Annotated in this window: 19 protein-coding genes; 12 read left to right on the plus strand and 7 right to left on the minus strand. The window is 60.2% G+C overall.

The annotated features are described in order from the left end of the window. The 10 genes from rlmH to ACIF4X_RS27590 form a co-directional block, all read left to right on the plus strand. Positions 1-456: 23S rRNA (pseudouridine(1915)-N(3))-methyltransferase RlmH (gene rlmH, locus ACIF4X_RS27545; RefSeq protein WP_397484491.1), on the plus strand; the 456-nt coding region annotated here is incomplete at its 5' end. A 10-nt stretch (positions 457-466) separates the two neighbouring features. After that, on the plus strand, positions 467-2,362 hold the full coding sequence (gene mrdA, locus ACIF4X_RS27550; RefSeq protein ID WP_397484492.1) for a penicillin-binding protein 2: 1,896 nt from the start codon (positions 467-469) through the stop codon (positions 2,360-2,362). 31 nt (positions 2,363-2,393) lie between these two features. Beyond that, positions 2,394-3,497 (plus strand): rod shape-determining protein RodA, encoded by a 1,104-nt coding sequence (rodA, locus tag ACIF4X_RS27555; RefSeq protein WP_187678843.1) that lies wholly within the window; start codon positions 2,394-2,396, stop codon positions 3,495-3,497. A 17-nt stretch (positions 3,498-3,514) separates the two neighbouring features. Beyond that, a complete protein-coding gene (mltB, locus tag ACIF4X_RS27560) occupies positions 3,515-4,525 on the plus strand; it encodes a lytic murein transglycosylase B (RefSeq protein WP_397484493.1) in 1,011 nt (336 codons plus the stop codon). Then, positions 4,525-5,535, plus strand: coding sequence for a septal ring lytic transglycosylase RlpA family protein (locus tag ACIF4X_RS27565; RefSeq protein WP_007909599.1), 1,011 nt, complete (start codon positions 4,525-4,527; stop codon positions 5,533-5,535). Before mltB ends, ACIF4X_RS27565 begins: the two co-directional genes overlap by 1 nt. A gap of 187 nt (positions 5,536-5,722) precedes the next feature. Beyond that, on the plus strand, positions 5,723-6,880 hold the full coding sequence (locus tag ACIF4X_RS27570; RefSeq protein ID WP_007909601.1) for a D-alanyl-D-alanine carboxypeptidase family protein: 1,158 nt from the start codon (positions 5,723-5,725) through the stop codon (positions 6,878-6,880). An 85-nt stretch (positions 6,881-6,965) separates the two neighbouring features. Further along, positions 6,966-7,241 carry a DUF493 domain-containing protein gene (locus tag ACIF4X_RS27575; RefSeq protein ID WP_397484494.1) on the plus strand — a complete coding sequence of 92 codons (276 nt, stop codon included), beginning with the start codon at positions 6,966-6,968 and terminating at the stop codon, positions 7,239-7,241. Next, positions 7,241-7,888, plus strand: coding sequence for a lipoyl(octanoyl) transferase LipB (gene lipB / locus ACIF4X_RS27580; RefSeq protein WP_397484495.1), 648 nt, complete (start codon positions 7,241-7,243; stop codon positions 7,886-7,888). Before ACIF4X_RS27575 ends, lipB begins: the two co-directional genes overlap by 1 nt. A 25-nt stretch (positions 7,889-7,913) precedes the next feature. Beyond that, a complete protein-coding gene (gene lipA, locus ACIF4X_RS27585) occupies positions 7,914-8,912 on the plus strand; it encodes a lipoyl synthase (protein ID WP_161986515.1) in 999 nt (332 codons plus the stop codon). A gap of 174 nt (positions 8,913-9,086) precedes the next feature. Continuing rightward, the gene (locus ACIF4X_RS27590) at positions 9,087-10,034 is read left to right on the plus strand and encodes an LD-carboxypeptidase (RefSeq protein WP_397484496.1); all 948 of its coding nucleotides are present in this window, start codon (positions 9,087-9,089) and stop codon (positions 10,032-10,034) included. A gap of 89 nt (positions 10,035-10,123) precedes the next feature. On the opposite strand, the gene ACIF4X_RS27595 is transcribed toward ACIF4X_RS27590, so the two are convergent. From ACIF4X_RS27595 to leuS, 5 genes are all read right to left on the minus strand, one after another. After that, positions 10,124-11,446 carry a lytic murein transglycosylase gene (locus tag ACIF4X_RS27595; protein WP_397484497.1) on the minus strand — a complete coding sequence of 441 codons (1,323 nt, stop codon included), beginning with the start codon at positions 11,444-11,446 and terminating at the stop codon, positions 10,124-10,126. A gap of 60 nt (positions 11,447-11,506) precedes the next feature. Beyond that, the gene (gene arfA / locus ACIF4X_RS27600) at positions 11,507-11,671 is read right to left on the minus strand and encodes an alternative ribosome rescue factor ArfA (RefSeq protein ID WP_053124158.1); all 165 of its coding nucleotides are present in this window, start codon (positions 11,669-11,671) and stop codon (positions 11,507-11,509) included. Between the two features lie 175 nt (positions 11,672-11,846). Then, positions 11,847-12,884 (minus strand): DNA polymerase III subunit delta, encoded by a 1,038-nt coding sequence (gene holA, locus ACIF4X_RS27605; RefSeq protein WP_397484498.1) that lies wholly within the window; start codon positions 12,882-12,884, stop codon positions 11,847-11,849. A 39-nt stretch (positions 12,885-12,923) separates the two neighbouring features. Next, a complete protein-coding gene (gene lptE / locus ACIF4X_RS27610) occupies positions 12,924-13,529 on the minus strand; it encodes an LPS assembly lipoprotein LptE (protein WP_397484499.1) in 606 nt (201 codons plus the stop codon). Between the two features lie 87 nt (positions 13,530-13,616). After that, positions 13,617-16,223 carry a leucine--tRNA ligase gene (gene leuS, locus ACIF4X_RS27615; RefSeq protein ID WP_397484500.1) on the minus strand — a complete coding sequence of 869 codons (2,607 nt, stop codon included), beginning with the start codon at positions 16,221-16,223 and terminating at the stop codon, positions 13,617-13,619. 255 nt (positions 16,224-16,478) lie between these two features. Here leuS and ACIF4X_RS27620 point away from each other — a divergent pair, with 255 nt between their 5' ends. Next, positions 16,479-16,802, plus strand: a complete 324-nt coding sequence (locus ACIF4X_RS27620) for a hypothetical protein (RefSeq protein WP_007909621.1) — start codon at positions 16,479-16,481, stop codon at positions 16,800-16,802. 104 nt (positions 16,803-16,906) lie between these two features. After that, positions 16,907-17,674 carry a YdcF family protein gene (locus tag ACIF4X_RS27625; protein ID WP_397484501.1) on the plus strand — a complete coding sequence of 256 codons (768 nt, stop codon included), beginning with the start codon at positions 16,907-16,909 and terminating at the stop codon, positions 17,672-17,674. Positions 17,675-17,717: 43 nt separating this feature from the next. Here ACIF4X_RS27625 and lnt read toward each other — a convergent pair whose 3' ends face one another. After that, complete coding sequence (gene lnt / locus ACIF4X_RS27630) at positions 17,718-19,241, minus strand: apolipoprotein N-acyltransferase (RefSeq protein WP_397484502.1); 1,524 nt, start codon at positions 19,239-19,241, stop codon at positions 17,718-17,720. A gap of 17 nt (positions 19,242-19,258) precedes the next feature. Further along, the coding region (locus ACIF4X_RS27635) for a transporter associated domain-containing protein (RefSeq protein ID WP_397484503.1) at positions 19,259-19,735 on the minus strand (477 nt) is incomplete at its 5' end.

Genomic DNA, 19,735 nt, shown 5'->3' on the forward strand with positions numbered 1-19,735 from the left:
CTGATCGCCGTCGGTTCACTCATGCCCAAGTGGGTGGAAGAAGGCTGGCATGAATATGCCAAGCGTCTTCCGTCCGAGCTGGCGCTGGAACTGGTGGAAATTCCGCTCAATACCCGTGGCAAGAATGCCGACGTGGCCCGATTCATCCGCCAGGAAGGCGAAGCCATGCTGGCCAAGGTCGGGCCGAACGAGCGGATCGTCACGCTGGAAGTCCACGGCAAACCCTGGAGCACCGAGCAGTTGGCGGTCGAACTCGACCGTTGGCGGCTTGATTCGCGCACGGTCAATTTCATGGTCGGTGGCCCGGAAGGGCTGGCGCCGGAAGTCTGCGCCCGTGCCGATCAGCGCTGGTCGTTGTCGCCGCTGACGTTGCCGCACCCGCTGGTGCGGATCCTGATCGGCGAACAGTTGTATCGTGCCTGGACTGTGCTGTCCGGTCACCCTTACCACAAGTAATCCAGCCCTCATGTCTCAGCCGATCCGCATCAAGGACCACGAAAAGGACGCACGCCTGGTGCGTAGCCGCGTCGTGTTCGGGGCCATTGCGGTCATGCTGTTGATCGGCGTGCTGATTGCGCGGCTGTATTACTTGCAGGTGATCCAGTACGAGTACCACTCGACGCTCTCGGAAAACAACCGCGTCCACGTGCAGCCGATTCCGCCGACGCGCGGGCTGATTTTCGACCGCAACGGCGTGGTGGTGGCGGACAACCGTCCAAGCTTCAGCCTGAGCATGACCCGCGAGCGCTCCGGTGACTGGCAGCAAGTGCTCGACGTGATCGTCGAAGTACTGGAGCTGACGCCCGAGGACCGGGTGATCTTCGAGAAACGCATGCGTCAGGGGCGCCGGCCGTTCGAGCCGGTGCCGATCCTGTTCGAGCTGACCGAGGAGCAGATCGCCCGCATTGCGGTCAACCAGTTCCGCCTGCCCGGCGTGGAAGTGGTCGCGCAGCTGGTTCGCCACTACCCGCAGGGCGCGCATTTTGCGCACTCGGTCGGTTACATGGGGCGGATCAACGAGAAAGAGCTGAAGAGCCTCGATCCGGTCAACTACAGCGGCACCCATCACATCGGCAAAACCGGCATCGAGCGTTTCTACGAGCCGGAATTGCACGGTCAGGTGGGTTACGAAGAAGTCGAGACCAACGCCCGTGGCCGCGTGCTACGAGTGCTCAAGCGCACCGATCCGATTCCCGGCAAGGACATCGTTCTGAGCCTGGACATCAAGTTGCAGGAAGCCGCCGAGGCTGCGTTGGGCGGGCGTCGAGGTGCAGTCGTCGCGCTCGATCCAAAGACCGGCGAGGTGCTGGCGATGGTCAGTCAGCCGAGTTTCGACCCGAACCTGTTCGTCACCGGGATCAGCTTCAAGGCTTATGCCGAGCTGCGCGATTCCATTGATCGACCGCTGTTCAACCGTGTGCTGCGCGGTCTGTATCCGCCGGGGTCGACGATCAAACCGGCGGTAGCGATTGCCGGTCTCGATTCCGGTGTCGTGACCGCGTCCAGTCGAGTGTTCGACCCGGGCTACTACATGCTGCCCAACTACGATCACAAATACCGTAACTGGAACCGCACCGGTGACGGCTTTGTCGACCTCGACACGGCGATCATGCGGTCCAACGACACCTACTTCTATGACCTGGCGCACAAGCTCGGCATCGATCGGCTGTCGGCCTACATGAACAAGTTCGGCATCGGCCAGAAGGTTTCGCTGGACATGTTCGAAGAATCCCCAGGCCTGATGCCTTCCCGTGAATGGAAGCGGGCGACGCGCAAGCAGGCGTGGTTCCCCGGCGAAACCCTGATCCTCGGGATCGGCCAGGGCTACATGCAATCGACCCCGCTGCAACTCGCCCAGGCAACTGCGCTGGTCGCCAACAAAGGTATCTGGAATCGCCCGCACCTGGCCAAATCCCTCGAAGGGGTGAAGCCGGTGGACGAGAATCCTATGCCGGACATTATCCTGCGTGATCCGTCGGACTGGACCAAGGTCAACCACGGCATGCAGCAGGTGATGCACGGTGCGCGCGGTACTGCGCGTAAAGCGGCCATCGGCGCGCAATACCGCATCGCCGGCAAATCGGGTACGGCGCAGGTCGTCGCGATCAAGCAGGGCGAGAAGTACGACCGCTCCAAGGTTCAGGAGCGCCACCGCGACCACGCCTTGTTCGTCGGTTTCGCTCCGGCCGATGACCCGCGCATCGTCGTGTCGGTAATGGTCGAGAACGGTGAGTCCGGTTCCGGCGTCGCTGCGCCCGTCGTGCGTCAGGTCATGGACGCCTGGCTGCTCGATCAGGACGGACGCTTGAAGGCCGAATACGCCAGCCCAATCAGTGCGGAGGCTACGGCCCGTGATGAATAACTTTGATCGCATGCTCTCCAGTGAGGATGTGATGCGTCGCCGCGCGACGCTGCTGCAAAGACTGCATATCGATGGCCCGTTGCTGATCCTGCTGCTGATTCTCGCCGCCGGCAGCCTGTTCGTGCTGTATTCGGCCAGCGGCAAGAGCTGGGACCTGCTGGCCAAGCAGGCCACTTCCTTCGGCATCGGCCTGGTCTCGATGATCGTCATCGCCCAGTTCGAGCCGCGTTTCATGGCGCGCTGGGTGCCGCTCGGCTACGTGATCGGCGTGGTTTTGCTGCTGGTGGTGGACATCATGGGCCACAACGCCATGGGCGCTACACGCTGGATCAACATCCCCGGAGTGATCCGGTTCCAACCCTCGGAATTCATGAAAATCCTGATGCCCGCGACCATCGCCTGGTATCTGTCCAAGCGCACGCTGCCGCCGCAACTCAAGCACGTCGGTATCAGTTTGATGCTGATCGGTGTGCCGTTCGTGTTGATCGTGCGCCAGCCTGACCTCGGTACTTCGCTGCTGATTCTTGCCGGGGGGGCGTTCGTGCTGTTCATGGGCGGGCTGCGCTGGCGCTGGATTCTCAGCGTACTGGCGGCGGCGATTCCGGTGTCGGTGGCGATGTGGTTTTTCATCATGCACGACTACCAGAAGCAGCGAATCCTGACCTTTCTTGATCCGGAAAGTGATCCATTGGGCACGGGCTGGAACATCATTCAGTCGAAAGCCGCGATCGGTTCCGGCGGCGTCTTCGGCAAGGGCTGGCTGCTCGGCACCCAGTCGCACCTGGACTTCCTGCCGGAAAGCCACACCGACTTCATCATTGCCGTACTCGGCGAAGAGTTCGGCCTGGTGGGCATTTGTGCACTGCTGCTGATTTATCTGTTGCTGATCGGCCGCGGCCTGGTGATTACCGCTCAGGCGCAAACGCTGTTCGGCAAATTGCTCGCCGGGGCGTTGACCATGACGTTTTTTGTTTACGTTTTCGTCAACATCGGTATGGTCAGTGGCCTGTTGCCGGTCGTGGGGGTGCCGTTGCCGTTCATTAGCTACGGAGGAACTTCGCTGGTGACGCTGCTGTCAGCGTTTGGGGTTTTGATGTCGATCCATACCCATCGCAAGTGGATCGCACAGGTTTGAATAAGGTGAAGAGTTCAATGCAAGTAATGCGTGGCTGGGCGACTCGATGCGTGCCGCTGGTTGGCCTGATGGGCCTGCTGGGCAGTGTGCAGGAAGCGCTGGCCGGCGAATACGAAGGCTCGCCTCAGGTGGCCGAGTTCGTCGGTGAAATGACCCGCGACTACGGTTTCGCCGGTGAGCAACTGATGGCGGTGTTCCGCGAGGCTCAACGCAAACAGGCGATTCTCGACGCCATTTCCAGGCCTGCCGAGCGGGTCAAACAGTGGAAAGAATATCGCCCGATGTTCATCACCGATGCGCGTATCGCCCGTGGTGTGGACTTCTGGCGTCAGCACGAGGCGACGCTGGCCCGTGCCGAGCAGGAATACGGCGTACCGGCACAAGTCATCGTGTCGATTATCGGTGTTGAAACCTTTTTCGGACGTAATACCGGTAATTACCGGGTGATCGATGCCTTGTCGACGCTCGGTTTCGACTATCCTCCCCGTGCCGAATTTTTCCGCAAGGAACTGCGTGAGTTCCTGTTGCTGGCCCGTGAAGAACAGGTTGATCCACTGACCCTCAAAGGCTCGTACGCCGGGGCCATGGGTCTGCCGCAGTTTATGCCGAGCAGCTTTCGCGCGTATGCGGTGGATTTCGACGGTGACGGCCACATCAATATCTGGAACAACCCGGATGATGCGATTGGCAGCGTAGCGAGCTATTTCAAACGTCATGGCTGGGTCGCCGGTGAGCCGGTCGTCAGCCGTGCCGATGTACGTGGCGAACAGGTTGATGAAGGCCTGACCACCGGCATCGAGCCGACGAAAACCGTCGGAGAGTTGCGGGCGCTGGGCTGGTCAAGTCATGATGCGCTGCGCGATGATATGCCGGTGACTGCATTTCGCCTCGAAGGCGACAACGGCCCTGAATACTGGATGGGCCTGAAGAATTTCTACGCGATCACGCGTTATAACCGCAGCGTGATGTACGCCATGGCCGTACATCAACTGTCTGAACAGCTGGTACAAGCACGGGGCGTCAAGTAATGCGGGCATTGCCTAACAATAAACCCCTGAAGCTGGTGGCATTCGCTGCGTTGGCGGTATTGGTCGCCAGTTGCACGACCAGCCGTTCCCCGACGCCGAAAACCTCCAATACCGCTGTGCGAGCGCAGCCTGGGCTGGATATCAACCGCGCGCACAAAGATGGCGCGCCGTGGTGGGACGTCGATGTTTCGCGCATTCCTGATGCCACGCCGACGCTGCACACTGGTCCCTACAAGGCCAACCCGTACACCGTACTGGGCAAAACCTACTTCCCGTTGCAGGAATCCAAGACCTACGTCGCCTCCGGCACGGCGTCCTGGTATGGCACCAAGTTTCACGGTCAGAACACCGCCAATGGCGAGGTCTACGACCTGTACGGCATGAGTGCCGCCCACAAGACATTGCCACTGCCAAGTTACGTTCGGGTGACCAACCTGGACAACAACCGCACGGTAATCCTGCGGGTCAACGACCGTGGGCCGTTCTATTCCGATCGCATCATCGACTTGTCGTACGCCGCCGCGAAAAAACTCGGTTACGCCGAAACCGGCACTGCGCGCGTCAAGGTCGAAGGCATCGATCCGCAGCAATATTGGGCCGCCAAGGGCCGCCCGGCACCGTTGATGCTCAACGAGCCGCAGGTCGCGCAGAACAGCGCGCCGGTGATCACGGCTTCGGCCGGCACCGTCGAGCAATGGACGCCGCCACCGCAACAACATGCCTCTGACACCGTCCCCGTGCCGATGAGTGCAAAAAAAAACGCTTCTGCAACAGCAACTGGCCAGTATCTGCAGGTGGGCGCGTTCGCCAACCCGGACGCTGCAGAACTCCTGAGGTCGAAGCTCAGCGGGATGGTGAGCGCTCCGGTGTTCATCAGCTCGATCGTGCGCAATCAGCAGACCCTGCACCGGGTTCGTCTGGGGCCGATCGGCTCGCCGGGTGAAATTGCCCAGGTGCAGAACAGCGTGCGCCTGGCCAACCTTGGTTCGCCAAGTGTGGTCACCGAGTAATACGTAGAACTTGATTGACGGTTCACTTGCGATATTGGGGGGTGAACCAGGTTGTTGGCTCGTCGAAGAACAAAAGCCCGGCAAGGGTGACTGGAGTGAGCAACTGAACACGCGATGGCTCGTTAGAAAGTCATCTGATTAAATTTTGTCCGCAAGGACAGTTTCCATTAGCGATTTCGAGAGACGGATGAACATCACCACCTTTGCCAAACGCCTGTGTCTGCTAGTCCCGCTGCTCCTCTCGCCAGCCGCCTTCGCGGCCGAGATGATGCCGTCGCCACCGCAACTGGCCGCCAAAGCCTACGTTCTGATGGATGCCAGCAGCGGCAACGTGCTGGTCGAGAACAATGGCGACCAGCGTCTGCCACCGGCCAGCCTGACCAAGCTGATGACCGCGTACATCGCGACCCTGGAAATCCGTCGCGGCCAGATCGGTGAAAACGATCCGGTGACCGTCAGCGAAAACGCCTGGCGCACCGGCGGTTCGCGGATGTTCATCAAGGTCGGCTCGCAGGTGACAGTCAGCGACCTGCTGCACGGCATCATCATCCAGTCCGGCAACGACGCCAGTGTCGCGCTGTCCGAGCACATCGCCGGCAGCGAAGACGCGTTCGCCGACCTGATGAACAAGACGGTGGCTGATCTGGGCATGACCAATTCCCACTTCATGAACCCGACCGGTCTGCCAAACCCCGAGCACTACTCGTCGGCTCACGACATGGCGATCCTGGCCCGTGCGATCATCCACGAAGACCCGGCTCACTACGCGATCTACTCGCAGAAAGAGTTTTTCTGGAACGGCATCAAGCAGCCTAACCGCAACCTGCTGCTGTGGCGCGACAAGACCGTTGACGGTCTGAAAACCGGTCACACCGACGAAGCCGGCTACTGCATGGTGTCCTCGGCTGTACGTGACGGCCAGCGCCTGATCGCCGTGGTGTTCGGCACCAACAGCGAAGTGGCTCGCGCCGCTGAAACCCAGAAGCTGCTGACCTACGGTTTCCGCTTCTTCGAAACCCAGACCTTCTATCAGAAGGGCACCGAACTGGCTCAGGCCCCGGTGTGGAAAGGCACCACCAATCAAGTCAAGGCCGGCCTGGCTGAAGACCTGACCATGACCCTGCCAAAAGGCCAGCTGAAGAAGCTTGCTGCGAGCATGACCATGAACCCGCAACTGACCGCGCCAATCGCCAAGGGCGACGTGATCGGTAAAGTCGAAGTCAAACTGGAAGACAAGGTGGTGCACAGCGCTGACCTGATCGCTCTGGATGGCGTCGAGGAGGGTGGTATCTTCCGCCGCATGTGGGATAGCATCCGTCTATTCTTCTACGGCTTGTTCAACTGATTTGTGTTGACCTGCATGGCCCCGCCCCGATCCGGTGCGGGGCCATGCGCGTTATCACGGCTTGCGCTCAAGAGGCCGTTACGCCATGACCGATACCGAAGTAAAGGCGCCAAAGATCGAATTTCCCCAGACTGATTATCCGATTAAGGTGATCAGCGACACGGGTGTTGGCAACAAGGACAAGATCATCGACATCGTCAAGAAACATGCGACCATCAATGATGAGCGCATCGACGAGCGTCAAAGCACCAACGGCAAATACACCACCATTCAGTTGCACATCGTCGCGACCGATCAGGATCAGCTGTACAACATCAACAGCGAACTGCGGGCGACCGGCTTCGTGCACATGGTGTTGTGATGCCGGGCACGCTGGGCTTTCGTGAGCTCGGCCAGATGGCTTACGAGCCGGTCTGGCATGCCATGCAACGTTTTACCAACGAACGCGGCAACGATGCCGCCGACGAAATCTGGCTCGTCGAACACCCACCGGTGTTCACTCAGGGCCAGGCCGGCAAGGCCGAACACCTGTTGCTGCCGGGAGATATTCCGGTGGTGCAGGTCGATCGCGGCGGGCAGGTGACTTATCATGGCCCCGGCCAGTTGGTGGCTTACCTGTTGCTGGATGTACGCAAGCTGGGTTTCGGCGTGCGTGATCTGGTCAGCCGCATGGAGCTTTGCCTGATCGAACTGCTGGCCAGTTACGGCGTGACCGCAGCGGCCAAGCCAGATGCTCCCGGCGTGTACGTCGACGGAGCGAAAATCGCTTCTCTGGGTTTGCGGATTCGCCACGGTTGTTCCTTTCATGGCCTGGCCCTGAACGTGGATATGAACCTGGAACCGTTTCGACGGATTAATCCCTGCGGCTATGCCGGGCTGGCGATGACCCAGCTGAGCGATCACGCAGGATCGATTGAATTTGCCGAGGTAAGTGCCCGCCTGCGTGCGCAGCTCGTCCAACACCTCGACTATGCTGAGCAGACGACCCTGACGGGCGGAATCGACTGAAAGGACTACACATGCAGTGCAAACCATGATCCCGACGCTCGACGTGACCGAGCGCCCGGCCCCGCGTCCCAAGGTAGAAGCCGGCGTCAAGCTGCGCGGCGCCGAGAAGGTTGCACGCATCCCGGTAAAGATCATTCCGACTACCGAATTGCCGAAGAAACCTGACTGGATTCGTGTACGCATCCCGGTATCGCCGGAAGTCGACCGGATCAAGAGCCTGCTGCGCAAACACAAGCTGCACAGCGTCTGCGAAGAAGCGTCCTGCCCGAACCTTGGCGAGTGCTTCTCCGGCGGCACCGCAACTTTCATGATCATGGGTGACATCTGCACCCGTCGTTGCCCGTTCTGCGACGTCGGCCACGGTCGTCCGAAGCCACTGGACGTCAACGAGCCGGAAAGCCTGGCCATCGCCATTGCCGACCTCAAACTCAAGTACGTGGTGATCACCTCGGTTGACCGCGACGACCTGCGTGACGGCGGTGCCCAGCACTTTGCCGATTGCATCCGCGAAATCCGCAAACTGTCGCCGAACGTGCAGCTGGAAACCCTGGTTCCGGATTACCGTGGTCGCATGGACGTTGCTCTGGAAATCACCGCTGCCGAGCCGCCGGATGTGTTCAACCACAACCTGGAAACCGTGCCGCGACTGTACAAGGCTGCGCGTCCGGGTTCGGACTACCAGTGGTCGCTGACCCTGCTGCAACGCTTCAAGCAGATGATGCCGCACATTCCGACCAAGTCCGGCCTGATGCTGGGTCTGGGCGAGACCGACGAGGAAGTCATCGAAGTGATGAAGCGCATGCGCGAACACGACATCGACATGCTGACCCTCGGCCAGTACCTGCAACCGTCGCGCAGCCACTTGCCGGTGCAGCGTTTCGTGCACCCGGACACCTTCGCCTGGTTCGCCGAAGAAGGTTACAAGATGGGCTTCAAGAACGTCGCTTCAGGCCCGCTGGTGCGTTCTTCGTACCATGCCGACGAGCAAGCGAAGCTGGTCAAGGCTGAGCTGCTGGGTTCCTGATCCGCCGCTGAACGTAAAAAATGCCCGCGAGACTTGAGTCCTCGCGGGCATTTTTTTGCCTGTCCTACGCCAGGCGCTGACTTTTCCTGCAATGCGCGGGGCAGCAGAGCCTCTTCTGTTTCCTGCCGTTCCTGACTACTGTGTGGGCATGAGTTCACACAGGGAGATCCATGGATGACCGTTCGACCCACCCACACGCTTTTTCCCCATAAACCGGTACCGGCGTTGCCGTCAGAAGGTCTGATCGGCGTGATTGCGCCGGCCGGCCCCGGCGCGCTGGACACTGACAAAGCGGTGCAATGGATGCGCGCCCGGGGTTATGGGCTGAAAGTATTTCCTGGCGTCTACGCGAAGGACGGCTATCTGGCCGGGAGTGATGACGTTCGCCTCAACGATCTGCACGCCGCGTTCGCTGACTCTGAAGTGGATGCGATCATCTGCCTGCGCGGTGGTTACGGCACACCACGCCTGCTCGACCGCATCGACTACGACCTGCTGAACCGTAACGCCAAACCGTTTGTCGGCTACAGCGACATCACCGCACTGCATCTGGCGATCAGCCGCTACGCCGGGTTTGTGACCTTTCATGGGCCACTGCTCAACGCCGACCTGCTCGGCGACAAAGAACCTCCGACCGTGACTTCGTTCTTCGCCATGCTGCGCGGACAGTTGAAAGCGGGGAGCGTGCTCAGCCATCCAGTCGCGTATCCCCTGACCACCGTTGAACCCGGTATCGCGCACGGGCGCTTGCTCGGCGGTAATCTGGCGATGATTGCCGCAACGTTGGGCACACCTTACGAGATCGATGTCGAAGGGGTGATTCTGCTGATCGAGGATATCAACGAGCCGCTGTATCGCATCGACCGCTTGCTGACGCAGATGCGTCTGGCTGGCAAGTTGGCCAAATTGCGTGGCGTGCTGGTCGGTGACGTGGCGGGAGTGGATGTCACGGCATTGAATCGTCTGCTCAAGCAGACTTTCGAGCCCTTGCGGATTCCGGTGCTGTCAGGGTGGCGTAGCGGGCATTGCGATCCGAACCTGACGCTGCCGATGGGCGCGCTGGTGCGGCTGGATGCCGGGAAGAAGGAATTGATGCTGGAGCAGGATGTCGTTATCCGATAAAGCAAAGATCGCAGCCTGCGGCAGCTACTACAGGGTGAACATCAATCCCGTGTAGGAGCTGCCGCAGGCTGCGATCTTCTGATCTTGCCTTACTGAGCGCGAAGGCTTTCCAGCAACTTATGCGTCGGATAACCATCCGCCGGCCAGCCAAACGACTGCTGGGCACTGCGAATCGCCTTACGCGTATTGGCACCGATAATCCCGTCCGCCGTGCCGGCATCGTAATTGCGCGCACTCAACAGGGTCTGCAACTCCATGCGCTCGGTGCGGCTCAGTGGCAGGTCATCTTTCGGCCAGTTGCCGTTGATCAGGCCGCCACCGCTGAAACGCTCGGACAGCAAGCTCACCGCCAATGCATAGGACGACGAATTGTTGTATTTGAGGATCGCCCGGAAGTTATCGAGGATCAGGAACGCCGGCCCGCGATAGCCAGCCGGTAGCAGCAGGGCGGCGGACAGTTGTTCCGAGCCTGCTGGAACTTGAGCACCATTCGGCAGGGTTACGCCCAGTTGACGCCATTCGGCAACGCTCTTGCGAATCGTGCCATCGGCCAGCGTGTAATTGAAGCTGCTCGGCAGTTGGACTTCGAAGCCCCACGGCTGGCCACGTTGCCAGCCAGAGCTTTGCAGGTAGTGCGCGGTGGATGCCAGCGCATCCGCGGGGCTGCCCCAGATGTCACGGCGACCGTCACCGTCGAAATCCACGGCGTGGGTGTTGTAGGTGGTCGGAATGAACTGGGTCTGACCCATCGCGCCGGCCCAGGAACCGAGCATTTTCTCCGGCGTGATGTCGCCCTGTTGCAGGATCTGCAGGGCGGCAATCAGTTGCGCATGGGCAAAGCCTGGGCGCCGGCCTTCGTAGGCGAGGGTGGCCAGTGAGTTGATCACTGACTTGCTGCCCTGGAACTGACCGAAATTGCTCTCCATGCCCCACACCGACACCAGCGCCTGGCGATCAACGCCATAACGCTGTTCGATGCTTTGCAGAATGTCAGCGTACTGGTTGATCAGCGCCTGACCCTTGCGCACGCGCAGCGGCGAGAGCGCGCCATCGAGGTATTCCCATACCGGACGAGAAAATTCCGGCTGGCTGCGGTCGGCACGAATCACGCTGGCATCGAAGCTGACGTTGGCAAAGGCGCGGTCAAACAGATCAGGACTGATCCCAGCGGCCAGCGCGTCCTTGCGGAACCCCGCCTGCCATTCGGCAAAGGTCTGGGTCGGCTGAAGATCAAGTGGGTCGGCGGACGGCACTACCGGCGGGATAATCGCTGGGGCCGTTGCGACAGGAGCGGCTTGAAGGGGTTGCGCATCGGCGGCGGTCGGTTTTTCCGCGCAGGCGACAAGCAGAATGAAGCTGGAGGCAGCGATCATCTGGCGAACAGGCCAGCGACGGGAAAGACTTAGGGGCATGCACAGTTCCAGGAAAACGAATCAGGTGCAGACCTTAACATGAGCGAGGGGTACTGCGCTTTAAGCCGCCAGAAAGTAAGAAGCCTCCCAGCTGTCAGACTGGAAGGCTTCGCGGCGGTAGCTGCCTTTACCCTTGGTTGGTCGTTCCTGGCGGCTGCGGAACAGGGGCTGGGCGACGATGGATTTGGCCTTGTTGGGGCCATGCTTTGCTGGCTTTTTGCTCATGAGGGTTCTCTCGAGTGAGTGGGTTTTGCGCGGCAAATAATCTGCCGATGTTGGGCGTCTGTCTATAGTGCAAATGCAGGCGTGCATTGTAGGAAACAAGAGCAAAAGATCGCAGCCTTTGGCAGCTCCTACAGGGATTGGTGTAGGAGCTGCCAAAGGCTGCGATCTTTTGATCTTATTCGGCAGGCAGTGAAAGTCGCTGGCCAGCCATCAATAGAGACAGACGACTCAGGCTCATCCACGGCGAACCGGCAGCCTGTCCCTTGATCTGCGCATCGATGCGCTGGGCTTCGAGCAACAACTGCGCCCAGCGTTGTGCCGAGTAGCGTTGCAAGGCTTTGCTCATCAACGGTTTACGCTTGTCCCAGACGGGGGGCTTCGCCTGACTGAAGCACTTGTCCAGCGGCGTGCCCTGGCTGTATTGCAACGAGATATTGGCCAGCAGGCGCAACTCCCGCGCAAGCGCCCAGAGAATTACCGGTGGTTCAACACCTTCACCGCGCAATCCTTCAAGCATACGCAACGCGTGCGCCGGCTCGCCGTTGAGCACGGCGTCGGTCAGACCAAACACGTCAAACCGCGCACTGTCCGCCACAGCGGCCTGGACCGTTTCAACGGTGATCTGGCCACCTTCGGCCATCAACTTGAGCTTTTCGATTTCCTGCGCAGCGGCGAGCAGGTTGCCTTCGACACGTGCAGCAATCAATTCGACCGCGTCCTGGCTGGCCGACAGTCCGGCCTGCGACAGACGCTGACGAATCCAGCTCGGCAGTTGATTGGCATCCACAGGCCAGATCTGGATGAACTGGGTCTGCTGGCCTTCGACCAGCGCCTTGCCCCACTTGGTCTTCTGCGCACTGCCATCGAGCTTGGGCAAGCTGATCAGCAGCACGGTGTCTTCAGCGGGACGCGAGCAGTATTCGATGAAGGCGGCGGCGCCCTTGTCACCGGGTTTGCCCGAGGGCAAACGCAGTTCCAGCAGGCGTTTTTCCGCGAACAACGACATGCTCGCACCGGCCTGCAGCAACGTGCCCCAATCGAAATTGGCGTCGGCAGCGAAGACCTGGCGTTCATCAAAGCCCTGCTGGCGGGCGGCACTGCGGATGGCGTCGGCGGCTTCCTGGCACAGCAGCGGGTCATCGCCGCTGATGATGTAGACCGGCGCGAGGGCGCCTTGCAGGTGTTTGCCGAGTTGGGCGGGAGCGAGTTTCATAAGATAGGTCGAACGGGGCGCCGGAGCGCCCCGAACGTCTTACTGCTGCGGGATTTCGAGCGGCGACTGACGCGGGGTTTCCGCTTCAGCCTTTTGCGCCGCTTGCAGTGCATCGGCTTCTGCCTTGGCGCGATCATTGGCCGCTTGCTGCAGTTGTTGCAGTTGGCCCGGCGTCAGTTGCTGCAGACGCAGCATCATGCGCTGAACCAGTTCGCGGCGGGTTTCGCGGCGGGCATCGTTGGCTTCCTGATCGGAGCCCACGAGGTTGTTACCGTCGTGAATGAACACTTTCTGCACTTCCAGCTTGTCGCTCAGCAGTTGCAGGTTCTTGTCACCACGGATCTCGTAGTTCAGGACCGTGTTGACTTGATATTCACCTGTACGGCCAGCACCGGCGTAGCTGAGGATGCGCTGGTTTTCCTGCTCGTCAGCCAGGAACAGCTTGTACGGTGCGCCGCTGTAAACCTTGACGCCGCTCGACTCCAGCACCTGACGCAGTTGCGTGACCGTCTCGCCGTAGGCGTTGCGGGCGCTCAGATCAAGTTCCTTGATTGACAGCTCGTTGGTGCCGGTGCCGCGCAGCTGGAAACCGCAGGCGCTCAACAGAACGGCGAGGCCCATCACCAGCAGATTGCGTTTGATCATTGTGTTGCTCCCCTTGAAACCACGTGGGCCGACGGTGCGGCCCGAAAGGTTTTACTTGGCGTCAGGCGAACCTGACGCCCGATCCAATTAGCTGGCGACGATATTGACCAGTTTCCCGGGCACTACGATCACTTTACGAATGGTCAGACCGTCGACGAAACGCAAGACGTTTTCGTTGGCGCGTGCTGCCGCTTCCACTTCTTCACGGGTTGCGCTGGCTGGCATGTCGATCTGGCCACGCAGCTTGCCGTTGACCTGAATAACCAGGGTCAGGCTGTCCTGCACCAAGGCGCTTTCGTCCACTGCTGGCCAACCGGCGTCGATCACTGCGTCTGCGTGACCCAGTTGATTCCACAGGTCGTGGCTGATGTGCGGCGTGATCGGTGCCAGCAACAGCGTTACGGCTTCCAGACCTTCGTGAACCAGCGCGCGATCCTGCTCGGTGCCTTGTGCGGCTTTTTCCAGCACGTTCATCAGCGTCATCACCTGAGCGATGGCGGTGTTGAATTTGTGATTCTGGCCGACGTCGTGGCTGGCCTGCTTGATGGCCAGATGGATCGCGCGGCGAACGGCTTTTTGTTCGTCGTTCAGGCTGGCGATGTCCAGTTTGCCCGGCAAGCCCTGTGTCACGTGGGCTTGCGCCAGACGCCAGACGCGCTTGAGGAAGCGGTGCGAGCCTTCAACGCCGGAGTCGGACCATTCGGCGCTCATGTCAGGCGGCGAGGCGAACATCATGAACAGGCGGCAAGTATCGGCGCCGAACTGATCGATCATCGACTGTGGGTCGACGCCGTTGTTTTTTGACTTGGCCATTTTCTCGGTGCCACCGATTTCCACCGGCAGGCCGTCGGATTTCAGCTTGGCGCTGATGACCTTGGCTTTGCTGTCGCGCTCGAGTTCTACGTCCGCCGGGTTGAACCAGGTGTAAGCACCATTGGCTTCGCGGCGGTAGTAAGTCTCGGCGATCACCATGCCTTGGGTCAGCAGGTTCTTGAACGGCTCGTTGGAGCTCACCAGGCCTTCGTCGCGCATCAGTTTGTGGAAGAAACGCGCGTAAAGCAGGTGCAGAATGGCGTGTTCGATACCACCGATGTACTGATCGACCGGCAGCCAGTGATCGGCGGCGGATTTTTCTACCAGACCACCTTCAAAGTGCGGCGAGGCGTAACGGGCGTAGTACCACGACGACTCGACGAAGGTATCCATGGTGTCGGTTTCACGCTTGGCAGGCTGGCCGCATTTCGGGCAGCTGCATTCGTAAAACTCAGGCATGCGTGCCAGCGGCGAACCGGCGCCGTCCGGCACCACGTCTTCCGGCAGGACGACAGGCAGTTGATTTTCCGGTACCGGCACGTCACCGCACGCATCGCAGTGGATGATCGGGATCGGGCAGCCCCAGTAGCGCTGACGGCTGATGCCCCAGTCGCGCAGGCGGAACTGAGTACGCGAGGCGCCCAGTTCTTTCTTGATCAGGGCGACTTCCATGGCGTCGAACGCGCCCGCGAAGTCGAGACCGTCGAACTCACCGGAGTTGATCAGTGTGCCGTGCTCGCCGTAAGCGTCTTGCCACGGGGCCGGGTTGGTATCGCCGGAGCTGGTACGCACTACGGATTTAACCGGCAGGTTGTACTTGTGAGCGAATTCGAAATCGCGCTCGTCGTGCGCCGGTACAGCCATGACCGCGCCGTCGCCGTAGTGCATCAGCACGTAGTTGGCGACCCATACCGGGAGTTTTTCACCGGTCAGTGGGTGCTCGACGAACAGGCCGGTCGGCAAGCCTTTCTTTTCTTGAGTGGCAACGTCGGCTTCAGCCACGCTGCCGCCTTTGCATTCAGCAATGAACGCTTGCAGCTCGGTGTTGTTTTTTGCGGCCAGCGTGGCCAGTGGGTGCTCGGCAGCCACGGCGACATAAGTCGCACCCATCAGGGTGTCCGGACGGGTGGTGAAGACTTTCAGAGTGCCGGCTTCGCCGATGGAATCGACGTTGTACGGGAACTGCACTTCCATGCCGCGGGATTTGCCGATCCAGTTGCGCTGCATGGTCTTGACCTGTTCAGGCCAGCCAGTCAGTTCGTCGAGGCTCTCCAGCAGCTCATCCGCATAGGCGGTGATCTTGAAGTAGTACATCGGGATTTCGCGCTTTTCGATCAGCGCGCCGGAACGCCAGCCGCGACCGTCGATCACCTGTTCGTTGGCGAGAACGGTCTGGTCGATCGGGTCCCAGTTCACGGTGCCGTTTTTACGGTAGATCACGCCTTTTTCGAACAGGCGAGTGAACAGCCATTGTTCCCAGCGGTAGTAATCCGGCTTGCAGGTGGTGACTTCGCGCGACCAGTCGACCGCCAGACCCAGGCTGCGCAGCTGGGTTTTCATGTAGGCGATGTTTTCGTAGGTCCATTTGGCCGGCGCGACGTTGTTCTTCATCGCGGCGTTTTCCGCTGGCATGCCGAACGCGTCCCAACCCATCGGTTGCAGAACGTTCTTGCCGAGCATGCGCTGGTAGCGGGAGATCACGTCGCCGATGGTGTAGTTGCGCACGTGCCCCTTGTGTAGCTTGCAGCTGGGGTAAGGGAACATCGACAGGCAGTAGTAGGTTTCCTTGCCTGGCTGTTCACTGACTTCAAAGGACTTTTGCTCGTCCCAGAACGACTGGGCGGCGGCTTCGATTTCACGGGGCTGATATTGTTCGTGCATGGCTACTTTTGTACTGGATAGGGGTGGCCTAATCCTCTTCAACGCAGGTTCCGGGGTTGGCCCGGACGAGCTGGAAGTGGAATTACAGGAAGCGCCGTAGCATACATGACCGCGCTTGGCCTAGGGAAACCCTGATTACAGCTACATACGCCGCAATACATGCATCAGGGGCCGTTGGTCGCGGCGTACAGCCGGTTTGTGCAGCGAAGCTAAGCTCTAACTGGGGAGTGAGTCTTATCTTCAATGAGGTGAGGGATGGTGGAGCAACGGCAAAAAAACGTGACGAAACCCGAGTTGTACGAGAGGTTGATCGACCGTCTGGGTATGGCCCTGGACGCAGTAAAAACCGCTGACCGGCTGCGCGACGAGCGCCCCCTGGAACTGGAATTGCGTGGCTTGAGCCCCGCCGAGTTCAAACTGGTCAAGGCCTATCTGGATCGCAGTGAACGTGAGTCGCATGGATGCCTGTCACAAGCAGTGAAGCAGCTCGATGCAGCACATTCGGCCAAGGTCATCTGGCTCAAGGACAAGGCGCCCGGCAGAGATACCGTCAAAGTACGTGCTCTGCAGGCCAAGTAAGCGCATGGCAGGTCAAGAACCGGATCTTTTTCAACAGGATCCCACCTATCGGTTGTAACGCATTATTAACACTCTTAGGCTTCGGGCATCTTTGGAGATGCCCGATGCCTTTTCGTTATTTCATCAAACAACTTCTGTTGCCCCCCGGCATTCTTTTGCTGCTGTTGCTGGCCGGGTGGTGGCTGCGCCGTTCGCGACCGCGCCTCGCCGGAGTGTGCTTTGCCATTGGCTTTGGCGGGTTCTGGCTGATGAGCCTGCCGGTGGTGGTGCAATGGGGCGCCAACGCTCTGGAGCGCGAGCCACCGCTGGCCCGCGAAGAGTGGGCCACGCTGGCGCAGCGGGCCGATGCCATTGTGGTGCTGGGTTCCGGTCGCGAGCGCGGTGATCTGGCGTGGGGTGAGGATCAGCCGACCGGCGTCGGTCTTGAGCGCCAGCGTTATGCGGCACGATTGGCCAAGGCGTCCGGGTTGCCGATTCTGACCACGGGCGGACTGCATTACGGAACGCCACCGACTGAGGCAAAGTTGATGGCCGATTCGCTGCGTGATGACTTCGGCGTCACCGTGCGTTGGCAGGAAGGCGAAAGCCGCACCACTTGGGAAAATGCCACGTTCAGTGCCGATATCCTTTTACCGCAGGGCATCAAGCGTGTGGTCGTGGTCACGCAGGCCTGGCACATGCCGCGCTCGGTGTGGAGTTTTCAGCAAGCTGGGTTTGAAGTGGTGCCGGCGCCTGTGGGCTTCTTGGGCACTGATAACGCGAGACCGTTTGGTGGTTGGTTGCCGGAATTCAAGTCGATCTGGCAGAGCGGGCAGTTGCTCAATGAAGCGGTGGGGCAGGTGGGGTATTCACTGTTTTACCAGGCTGACTGATCATTCCCACGCTCTGCGTGGGAATGATCACTGTCGGGGGGCTTTAAAGGGTTTTCGACATCCGGCTCGCCATCAGTGCCCAGCCAAACAGCAGCAAGCAGACAATGATCAACGGCCACGAGCGCCATTGCAGATACGGCGTGAGGTTGTGCATCGGCACCACTTCGCCGTACAGCACGCCCTGTTCGAACTGCGGAATCTGCTCGGTGATCTGCCCGAACGGGTTGATCAAACCGGTCACGCCATTGTTGGTCGCGCGGATCATCCAGCGACCCGCTTCCAGCGCACGCATCTGCGCCATCTGCAAATGTTGCAGCGGGCCAATCGAGGTGCCGAACCAGGTGTCGTTGCTGATCGTCAGCAGCAAATCACTGCGCGCTGACAGTCCAGCGGCGAAGTCCGGGTACACCACTTCATAGCAGATGAACGGCGCAATCTGGTAACCCTTGGCCTGCAACAGCGCCTGATCGGCCGGACCACGGGCGAAGTCGGACATCGGCAAGTCGAAGAAGGCGATCAAGCCTCGCAGGATGTCCTGCAGCGGCACGTACTCGCCGAACGGCACCAATTTCTGCTTCAGGTAAGTGCCGTCGCCTTCGCCGACCACGGTAATCCCGTTGAAGAAACGTCTTTCGTGGCGGACCATTTCGCGAATCGGCACGCCAGTGATCAGCGCCGATTTACGCTCGGCGGCGAAGTTGCCCATCATGCTCAGGTAGCCCTCGGCGGACTCCTTCAGTACCGGCACGGCGGTTTCCGGCCAGATCAGCAGATCCACCGGTTTCGAACGAAAGCTCAAGTCACGGTACAAGGCCAGTTGCGCATTGAGTTCAGCCGGATCCCATTTCATGCTCTGTGCGACGTTGCCCTGAATCGCGGCAACGCTCAGCGGCGCGCCGGACGGACTGGTCCAGGCGTGGCCCTTGAGCGCGATGCCCGCTGCCCAAGGCCCGATCAGCAGCACCAGCCCGGCAACGAAAAATGCTTTGCGACCTGTGTGCAGCAAACGCGGTGCGTTGTAGATCAGCGCAGCCGTCAGTGCCAGCACGAACGACACCAGCCACATGCCGCCGACTGGCGCGAGGCCCGACAGCGGGCCGTCGAGCTGGCTGTAACCGGAGTACAGCCAAGGGAAACCAGTGAGGAACCAGCCGCGAAACATTTCCTGTGCAACCCACAGCGCGGCAAATGCCAAGGCATCGGCCAGCGGTGCTTCGTTACGGCGCAACCAGCGCGCCCATAACCAGGCGGGCAGGGCGAAGAACCAGGCAATCGCCGCGGTGAACAGCAGCATCAGGAACCCCGCCAGCAGCACCGAAGCGCCGCCGAAATGGTGAATGCTGTAATAGATCCAACTGGTGCCGGCGCCGAACAGGCCGAAACCGAAACACCAGCCACGGCCCAGTGCCTGACGCGGGCTCAGCTCACGCAAACCGGCATAGAACAAGCCGACCGCCAGTAAAGCCAGCGGCCAGATGTTGAAAGGTGCCAGAGCGAACGTGGTGATTGCACCGGCCGCCACGGCCAGCAGGTTACCGGGCCAGCCGGGGCGGGTTGTCCAGCGCATTTCAGTCCTTAGATTTCTTACCGGGCGATAGGGGTCAGTCGCAGCAAATGAATCCGACGGCTGTCGGCGTTCAGGATGCGGAAGCGATAGGCGCCGATTTCAGTGATTTCGTTGCGTTTTGGCAAGTGCCCGAACGCGCTCATCACCAGGCCGCCGACGGTGTCGAATTCATCGTCGGAGAATTCGCTGTCGAAGAACTCGTTGAAGTTTTCGATCGGCGTCAGGGCCTTGATCAGGAAGTCGCCACTTGGCAGCGGCTTGATGTAACTGTCTTCTTCGACGTCGTGCTCGTCTTCGATGTCGCCGACGATCTGTTCCAGTACGTCTTCAATCGTTACCAGACCGGCCACACCACCGTATTCGTCGATGACGATGGCCATGTGGTTGTGGTTGGCGCGAAATTCGCGCAGCAACACGTTCAGGCGCTTGGACTCGGGCACGAAGGTGGCCGGGCGCAGCAGGTCCTTGATGTTGAAGCTGTCGCCGTTCTCCTT

The organism is Pseudomonas sp. NPDC085632, from assembly GCF_044541255.1.
GTDB lineage: Bacteria > Pseudomonadota > Gammaproteobacteria > Pseudomonadales > Pseudomonadaceae > Aquipseudomonas.

Coding starts and splice junctions, on each gene's coding strand:
- mrdA (WP_397484492.1), top strand. CDS start 467: ATGTCTCAGCCGATCCGCATCAAGGACCACGAAAAGGACGCACGCCTG.
- rodA (WP_187678843.1), top strand. CDS start 2,394: ATGCGTCGCCGCGCGACGCTGCTGCAAAGACTGCATATCGATGGCCCG.
- mltB (WP_397484493.1), top strand. CDS start 3,515: ATGCAAGTAATGCGTGGCTGGGCGACTCGATGCGTGCCGCTGGTTGGC.
- ACIF4X_RS27565 (WP_007909599.1), top strand. CDS start 4,525: ATGCGGGCATTGCCTAACAATAAACCCCTGAAGCTGGTGGCATTCGCT.
- ACIF4X_RS27570 (WP_007909601.1), top strand. CDS start 5,723: ATGAACATCACCACCTTTGCCAAACGCCTGTGTCTGCTAGTCCCGCTG.
- ACIF4X_RS27575 (WP_397484494.1), top strand. CDS start 6,966: ATGACCGATACCGAAGTAAAGGCGCCAAAGATCGAATTTCCCCAGACT.
- lipB (WP_397484495.1), top strand. CDS start 7,241: ATGCCGGGCACGCTGGGCTTTCGTGAGCTCGGCCAGATGGCTTACGAG.
- lipA (WP_161986515.1), top strand. CDS start 7,914: ATGATCCCGACGCTCGACGTGACCGAGCGCCCGGCCCCGCGTCCCAAG.
- ACIF4X_RS27590 (WP_397484496.1), top strand. CDS start 9,087: ATGACCGTTCGACCCACCCACACGCTTTTTCCCCATAAACCGGTACCG.
- ACIF4X_RS27595 (WP_397484497.1), bottom strand. CDS start 11,446: ATGCCCCTAAGTCTTTCCCGTCGCTGGCCTGTTCGCCAGATGATCGCT.
- arfA (WP_053124158.1), bottom strand. CDS start 11,671: ATGAGCAAAAAGCCAGCAAAGCATGGCCCCAACAAGGCCAAATCCATC.
- holA (WP_397484498.1), bottom strand. CDS start 12,884: ATGAAACTCGCTCCCGCCCAACTCGGCAAACACCTGCAAGGCGCCCTC.
- lptE (WP_397484499.1), bottom strand. CDS start 13,529: ATGATCAAACGCAATCTGCTGGTGATGGGCCTCGCCGTTCTGTTGAGC.
- leuS (WP_397484500.1), bottom strand. CDS start 16,223: ATGCACGAACAATATCAGCCCCGTGAAATCGAAGCCGCCGCCCAGTCG.
- ACIF4X_RS27620 (WP_007909621.1), top strand. CDS start 16,479: ATGGTGGAGCAACGGCAAAAAAACGTGACGAAACCCGAGTTGTACGAG.
- ACIF4X_RS27625 (WP_397484501.1), top strand. CDS start 16,907: ATGCCTTTTCGTTATTTCATCAAACAACTTCTGTTGCCCCCCGGCATT.
- lnt (WP_397484502.1), bottom strand. CDS start 19,241: ATGCGCTGGACAACCCGCCCCGGCTGGCCCGGTAACCTGCTGGCCGTG.